Annotated in this window: 4 protein-coding genes; all 4 read right to left on the bottom strand. The window is 55.5% G+C overall.

Annotated elements, in window-relative coordinates; translation table 11 throughout:
- Positions 1–408 precede the first annotated feature (408 nt).
- Positions 409–1,698 carry a phosphopyruvate hydratase gene (gene eno, locus ACT3UM_RS17235; RefSeq protein ID WP_498900796.1) on the bottom strand — a complete coding sequence of 430 codons (1,290 nt, stop codon included), beginning with the start codon at positions 1,696–1,698 and terminating at the stop codon, positions 409–411.
- A gap of 51 nt (positions 1,699–1,749) precedes the next feature.
- Positions 1,750–2,613 (bottom strand): 3-deoxy-8-phosphooctulonate synthase, encoded by an 864-nt coding sequence (kdsA, locus tag ACT3UM_RS17230; protein WP_498900794.1) that lies wholly within the window; start codon positions 2,611–2,613, stop codon positions 1,750–1,752.
- Positions 2,614–2,625: 12 nt separating this feature from the next.
- A complete protein-coding gene (gene pyrG, locus ACT3UM_RS17225) occupies positions 2,626–4,281 on the bottom strand; it encodes a CTP synthase (RefSeq protein ID WP_498900792.1) in 1,656 nt (551 codons plus the stop codon).
- 276 nt (positions 4,282–4,557) lie between these two features.
- Complete coding sequence (locus ACT3UM_RS17220) at positions 4,558–5,976, bottom strand: FAD-dependent oxidoreductase (RefSeq protein WP_498900790.1); 1,419 nt, start codon at positions 5,974–5,976, stop codon at positions 4,558–4,560.
- Positions 5,977–6,000: the final 24 nt, after the last annotated feature.

Raw genomic sequence — 6,000 nt, 5'->3', positions numbered from 1 at the left:
AAAGGCGGCCCGTAGGCCGCCCGCTCCAAGCACTTCCTCTGACCACTCCCTGGATCAACCTCCTCAGATGACTTCCTTGCCGGGGCTCACTTCACTGTATCACCCGGCGCATCTGACCTACATCCCGCTGCATCCTGACTGAAGCGTCCTTGCCTCCCCTTGTCCTGTGTATATTGTGTCAGATCACGGCAGCTTCTCAACAAAGCCAAAATGTAAAAGGGCGAGTCGCAGCGACTCGCCCTTTTTTTTAAAAACCTTTAAAAACAACAACTTTAATTTAAATTAATGGAAAATCACGTTGTTTCTTACCCAAATCGAGCGATTCTCGTCGGTATTTGTAAGATATCTCTTACAAAATCTTGAGACATCTCTTACAAACGCCTCTCAAAATTCGCTCGAAATTGGCTTTTACTGCCCCTTAATAGCTTTCAGACCTGGGTAAGTCACATCACCCAGTTCCGCTTCAATCACCAGTAAACGGTTGTATTTGGCAACCCGATCAGAGCGGCACAGTGAACCCGTTTTGATCTGCCCGGCACAGGTGCCCACTGCCAAATCGGCAATGGTGGTGTCTTCGGTTTCACCAGAGCGGTGTGAAATAACCGCGGTAAAGCCCGCATCCTGGGCCATCTTGATGGCATCCAGCGTCTCGGAAAGCGAGCCGATCTGGTTGAACTTGATCAAGATAGAGTTACCGATCTGCTCATCGATACCGCGCTTGAGAATCTTGGTATTGGTCACAAATAGATCATCGCCCACCAGCTGCACTTTATCGCCCAGCTTGTCGGTCAGCGCTTTCCAACCCGCCCAGTCCGATTCATCCATGCCGTCTTCGATAGACACGATCGGATAATCGGCGCACAGGCCTGCCAGGTAATCGGTAAAGCCTTGTGCGTCGTAGCTTTTGCCTTCACCGGAAAGGTTGTACTGGCCGTCTTTATAGAACTCAGACGAAGCACAATCCAGCGCCAAGGTAACGTCTTTACCCAAGGAGTAACCGGCATCAGCAACGGCTTGTTTAATCACCGCTAGCGCATCAGCGTTAGATGCTAGGTTAGGCGCAAAGCCGCCCTCGTCACCGACGGACGTAGAGAGCCCTTTAGCAGAGAGCACTTTTTTCAGCGCGTGGAAAATTTCTGCGCCCATGCGCAGCCCTTCGCGGAAATTGGGCGCACCTACTGGCTGGACCATAAACTCTTGGATATCGACGTTGTTATCCGCGTGCTCGCCGCCGTTGATAATGTTCATCATCGGTACCGGCATGCTGTACTGACCCGGCTGACCGTAGAGCTCGGCAATGTGGGCATACAGCGGCACGCCTTTGGCGTTAGCGGCGGCTTTAGCGGCGGCCAGGGAAACCGCTAGAATCGCATTAGCCCCCAGATTCGCTTTGTTCTCAGTGCCGTCTAACGCCAGCATGGCATCGTCCAGGCCGCGCTGGTCACGCGCATCCATCCCCATCAACGCATCACGAATCTTGCCGTTGACCGCTTCGACTGCTTTCAGCACGCCCTTGCCCAGGTAGCGCGACTTATCGCCGTCGCGCAGCTCTAACGCTTCCCGGGAGCCGGTTGAGGCACCGCTTGGGGCACAGGCTTCGCCGACGGCGCCACTGGCAAGGCGTACGTGCGCCTGCACGGTCGGGTTTCCACGCGAATCCAGCACTTCCAACGCACTGATAGCAACAATTTTGGTCATGGCAGTTTCCTTTACGGTAGGTCGGATAAAATTATTAATATAACGTCCTGCTTAGCGAATCGTCAGCGGCTCAAATCCTTTAACCAGCGCATCCAACTGGGCCAGCTGGGTTAAGAACGGTTCTAGCTGATCCAGCGGCAGCGCACAGGGGCCATCGCACTTAGCGTTATCAGGGTCAGGATGGGCCTCTAAAAACAGCCCTGCAAGGCCGACAGCCACACCCGCCCGAGCCAATTCAGCCACCTGCGCCCGACGACCGTCTGCGCTGTCAGCACGCCCGCCGGGGCGCTGCAGCGCATGGGTGACATCGAAAAATACCGGGTAGCCGGTTTGCTTCATATCACCAAAGCCAAGCATATCAACAATTAGATTGTTGTAACCAAAGCTTGAGCCACGCTCACAGAGCATCAGTTGGTCGTTACCCGCTTCCTGGAACTTGCTGAGGATATGGCGCATTTCATGGGGGGCCAAAAACTGCGGCTTTTTGATATTGATGACGGCGCCGGTTTTGGCCATGGCGACCACCAAATCAGTCTGGCGGGCCAAAAAGGCGGGCAGTTGGATAATATCAGCAACTTCAGCCGCCGCTTCCGCCTGCCAGGGCTCATGCACATCGGTAATAATGGGTACATTGTGGCGGGCTTTGATATCCGCCAGAATCTGCAGCCCTTTCTCGATACCCGGGCCGCGATAGGAGTTGATTGAGCTGCGGTTGGCTTTATCGAAGCTGGCCTTGAACACGTAAGGCAACCCCAGCTTTTGGGTCACCGTAACGTAAGCTTGAGCGACTTCGTCGGCAAGCTCGGCAGACTCCAGCACGTTCATGCCGCCCAACAGCATTAGCGGTAAGGAATTACCGGCAGTTAAGCCGGCAACGTTAATATGACGCTCTTGCGATCCATCTTGCGAAGCCATGCTTTTGCCCTCTTATTCCTGAGAATGCGCATGGGCGCGACTGCGCGCTGTTTTGTGATCCAACGCGGCGTTCACAAAGCCCGAGAACAGCGGGTGTCCATCACGGGGAGTCGACGTGAACTCCGGATGGAACTGACAGGCCACATACCAGGGGTGATCCGCCAACTCGACCATTTCCACCAGCGACTGATCAACGCTTTTACCCGAGATAACCAGCCCGGCTTTTTCAAGCTCATCGATAAACTGGTTATTGACCTCAAAGCGATGGCGATGGCGCTCCACAATCTCGTCGGAGCCATAGGCCTCACGTGCTTTAGAGCCCGATGCCAAGTGGCACACCTGACCACCTAAGCGCATGGTGCCGCCTAAATCGGACGCCGCATCGCGTAGCTCGATTTTGCCTTCCGGATTCAGCCACTCGGTGATCAACCCCACAACCGGGTGCTGAGTATCGTGGGTGAACTCGGTAGAGTTGGCGTCTTTCCAACCCGCCACGTTACGGGCAAACTCAATCACCGCCACTTGCATACCCAGGCAGATGCCTAGATACGGCACCTTGTTTTCGCGGGCGAACTGAGCGGTCATGATCTTGCCTTCTACGCCGCGTTCACCAAAGCCGCCAGGCACCAGAATGGCGTCTTTACCCGCCAGTCGTTCGGTGCCGTGGCGCTCGATATCTTCAGAGTCAATATAGTCGACGTTGACCTTGATGCGACCTTGGATGCCAGCGTGAATCAGCGCTTCGTTGAGCGACTTATAGGCATCCAGCAACTCCATGTATTTACCCACCATGGCGATGCTGACCGACTTGAGCGGATTGAGTTTGGCATCCAGCACTTTCACCCATTCAGAGAGATCGGCTTCAGGCGCTTCCAAACGTAGCTTATCGCACACGATCTCGTCGAGGCCGTGTTCGTGAAGCATCAACGGAATGCGATAGATGGTATCGGCATCCTGCAATGGCACCACCGCACGCTCTTCGACGTTGGTGAACAGGGCAATTTTGCGGCGCTCGCTCTCTTCCAGCTCCACTTCGCTGCGGCAAATCAGAATATCCGGTTGGATACCGATGGAACGCAGCTCTTTAACGCTGTGCTGGGTGGGCTTGGTTTTGGTCTCACCGGCCGTTTTGATGTAGGGCACCAGCGTTAGGTGCATGAATATGGCGCGATTGGCACCCTGCTCACTACGAATTTGGCGGATCGATTCCAGGAAAGGTAGCGATTCGATGTCACCGACCGTGCCACCAATTTCCACCAGCGCCACATCAAAGCCTTCACCGCCCGCGTACACGCGCTCTTTAATCTCATCAGTGATATGCGGAATAACCTGAACGGTGCCACCAAGGTAGTCGCCACGGCGCTCTTTACGCAGTACGTGCTCGTAAACACGGCCGGTCGTAAAGTTATTGCGCTGGGTCATTTTGGTGCGAATAAAGCGCTCGTAATGCCCGAGATCAAGGTCGGTTTCGGCGCCATCTTCGGTGACGAACACCTCACCGTGCTGGAAAGGGCTCATGGTGCCCGGATCCACGTTGATGTACGGGTCGAGCTTGAGCATGGTGACCTTAAGGCCGCGGGCCTCTAAAATCGCCGCAAGCGAGGCGGAGGCGATGCCCTTACCAAGAGAGGACACAACGCCGCCGGTCACGAAGATATATCGTGTCATGGATAACCTGTCGAAACGTGATCAGAAGGCACGGCAGAAAGCCACGCCAGGATGGGTCGACAGACTAGCAGATTACGACCTAAGGCTCAATTACGACGGAAACACGGGCCGAGGCGCCGCGGGCGATGCCCCATAGATAGCCTGATGCAAGACGGGGTCGTAGGAGCCCAATTCATTGGGCGATCAGCAATCATCGAAACGCCGATAGTAATAACCGGTAGATAGACTGATCGCTCGACAAGTCGAGCTCCTACAAGATCGGTACTGGAATCTGCATTAAACGCCCAGGTAATCCAAAATACCTTCCGCTGCCTGACGGCCTTCGTAAATCGCCGTGACCACCAAATCAGAGCCGCGCACCATATCGCCACCGGCAAAGATTTTTTCGTTGCTGGTTTGGAAGGCGTACTGGCCGTGCTCCGGCGCGGTGACGCGGTCGCGCTCGTCCACCTGAATATTGGCGCTATCGAACCAGGGCGCTGGGCTGGCCTGGAAACCGAAGGCGATGACCACGGCATCCGCGGCAATGATCTCTTCAGAGCCGGGCACTACTTCAGGCCGCTGACGGCCATTTTCGTCCGGCTCACCCAAGCGGGTGCGCACAACCTTCACGCCTTCGACCTTCTCTTCACCGACGACCGCCACCGGCTGACGGTTGAACAGAAACTCAACGCCCTCTTCACGGGCATTGGAGACCTCACGGCGCGACCCCGGCATGTTGCCCTCGTCACGACGATACGCACAGGTCACGCTGGCCGCATTTTGACGGATAGAGGTACGGTTACAGTCCATCGCCGTGTCGCCGCCGCCCAGCACCACCACGCGCTTGCCTTCCATGGAGATATAGTCGTTGGGATCCTTCTCGAAGCCTAAGCAGCGATTGACGTTGGCAATCAGGAAGTCGAGGGCTTTGTACACGCCCGGCAGATCTTCACCAGGGAAGCCGCCTTCCATGTACTTATAGGTACCCATGCCCAGGAAGACCGCGTCGTACTCCTGCATCAGGGTCTCAAATTCGATATCGGAGCCGATTTCGGTATTAAGACGGAACTCGACGCCCATCTCTTCAAACACCGCGCGGCGGCGTTCCATCACGCTTTTTTCCAGCTTGAACTCAGGAATACCAAAGGTCAGCAGGCCGCCAATTTCCGGGTACTTATCGAATACCACCGGCTTAACGCCGTTACGCGCCAGAATATCGGCACACCCCAAGCCCGCCGGGCCTGCGCCAATGATGGCGACTTTTTTATCTGTCCAGGTGACGTGTGACATATCTGGACGCCAGCCCATGGCAAATGCGGTATCGGTGATGTACTTCTCCACCGAACCGATGGTCACCGCGCCAAAGCCGTCATTCAGCGTGCAGTCGCCTTCGCACAGGCGATCCTGGGGGCACACGCGGCCACACACTTCGGGCAGCGAGTTGGTTTTGTGGGACAGCTCAGCGGCTTCAATAATGTTGCCTTCCACCACCAGCTGTAGCCAGTTGGGAATGTAATTGTGTACCGGGCACTTCCACTCGCAGTAGGGGTTACCGCAGTGCAGGCAGCGGTGCGCCTGGCTGGCCGCGTCAGAAGGTTTGTACGGCTCATAAATTTCCGCAAACTCTTTGGCACGGGCGCGGGCGTCTTTCTTTTCCGGGTCTTTACGACCCACATCAACAAACTGAAAATCGTTATTTAAACGGTTAGCCATGATCTCTCTCCTGTCAGCGTGAGG

The sequence above is a fragment of the Halomonas sp. AOP13-D3-9 genome (assembly GCF_052379125.1).
Taxonomy (GTDB): Bacteria; Pseudomonadota; Gammaproteobacteria; order Pseudomonadales; family Halomonadaceae; genus Vreelandella.
Note: the sequence above shows the minus strand (reverse complement) of the source record. Positions and strands in the feature narration are given on the sequence as shown.

What these genes read in the sequence shown, in the direction of transcription:
- kdsA (WP_498900794.1), bottom strand. Translation starts at nt 2,613, where the DNA reads ATGGCTTCGCAAGATGGATCGCAAGAGCGTCATATTAACGTTGCCGGC.
- ACT3UM_RS17220 (WP_498900790.1), bottom strand. Translation starts at nt 5,976, where the DNA reads ATGGCTAACCGTTTAAATAACGATTTTCAGTTTGTTGATGTGGGTCGT.
- eno (WP_498900796.1), bottom strand. Translation starts at nt 1,698, where the DNA reads ATGACCAAAATTGTTGCTATCAGTGCGTTGGAAGTGCTGGATTCGCGT.
- pyrG (WP_498900792.1), bottom strand. Translation starts at nt 4,281, where the DNA reads ATGACACGATATATCTTCGTGACCGGCGGCGTTGTGTCCTCTCTTGGT.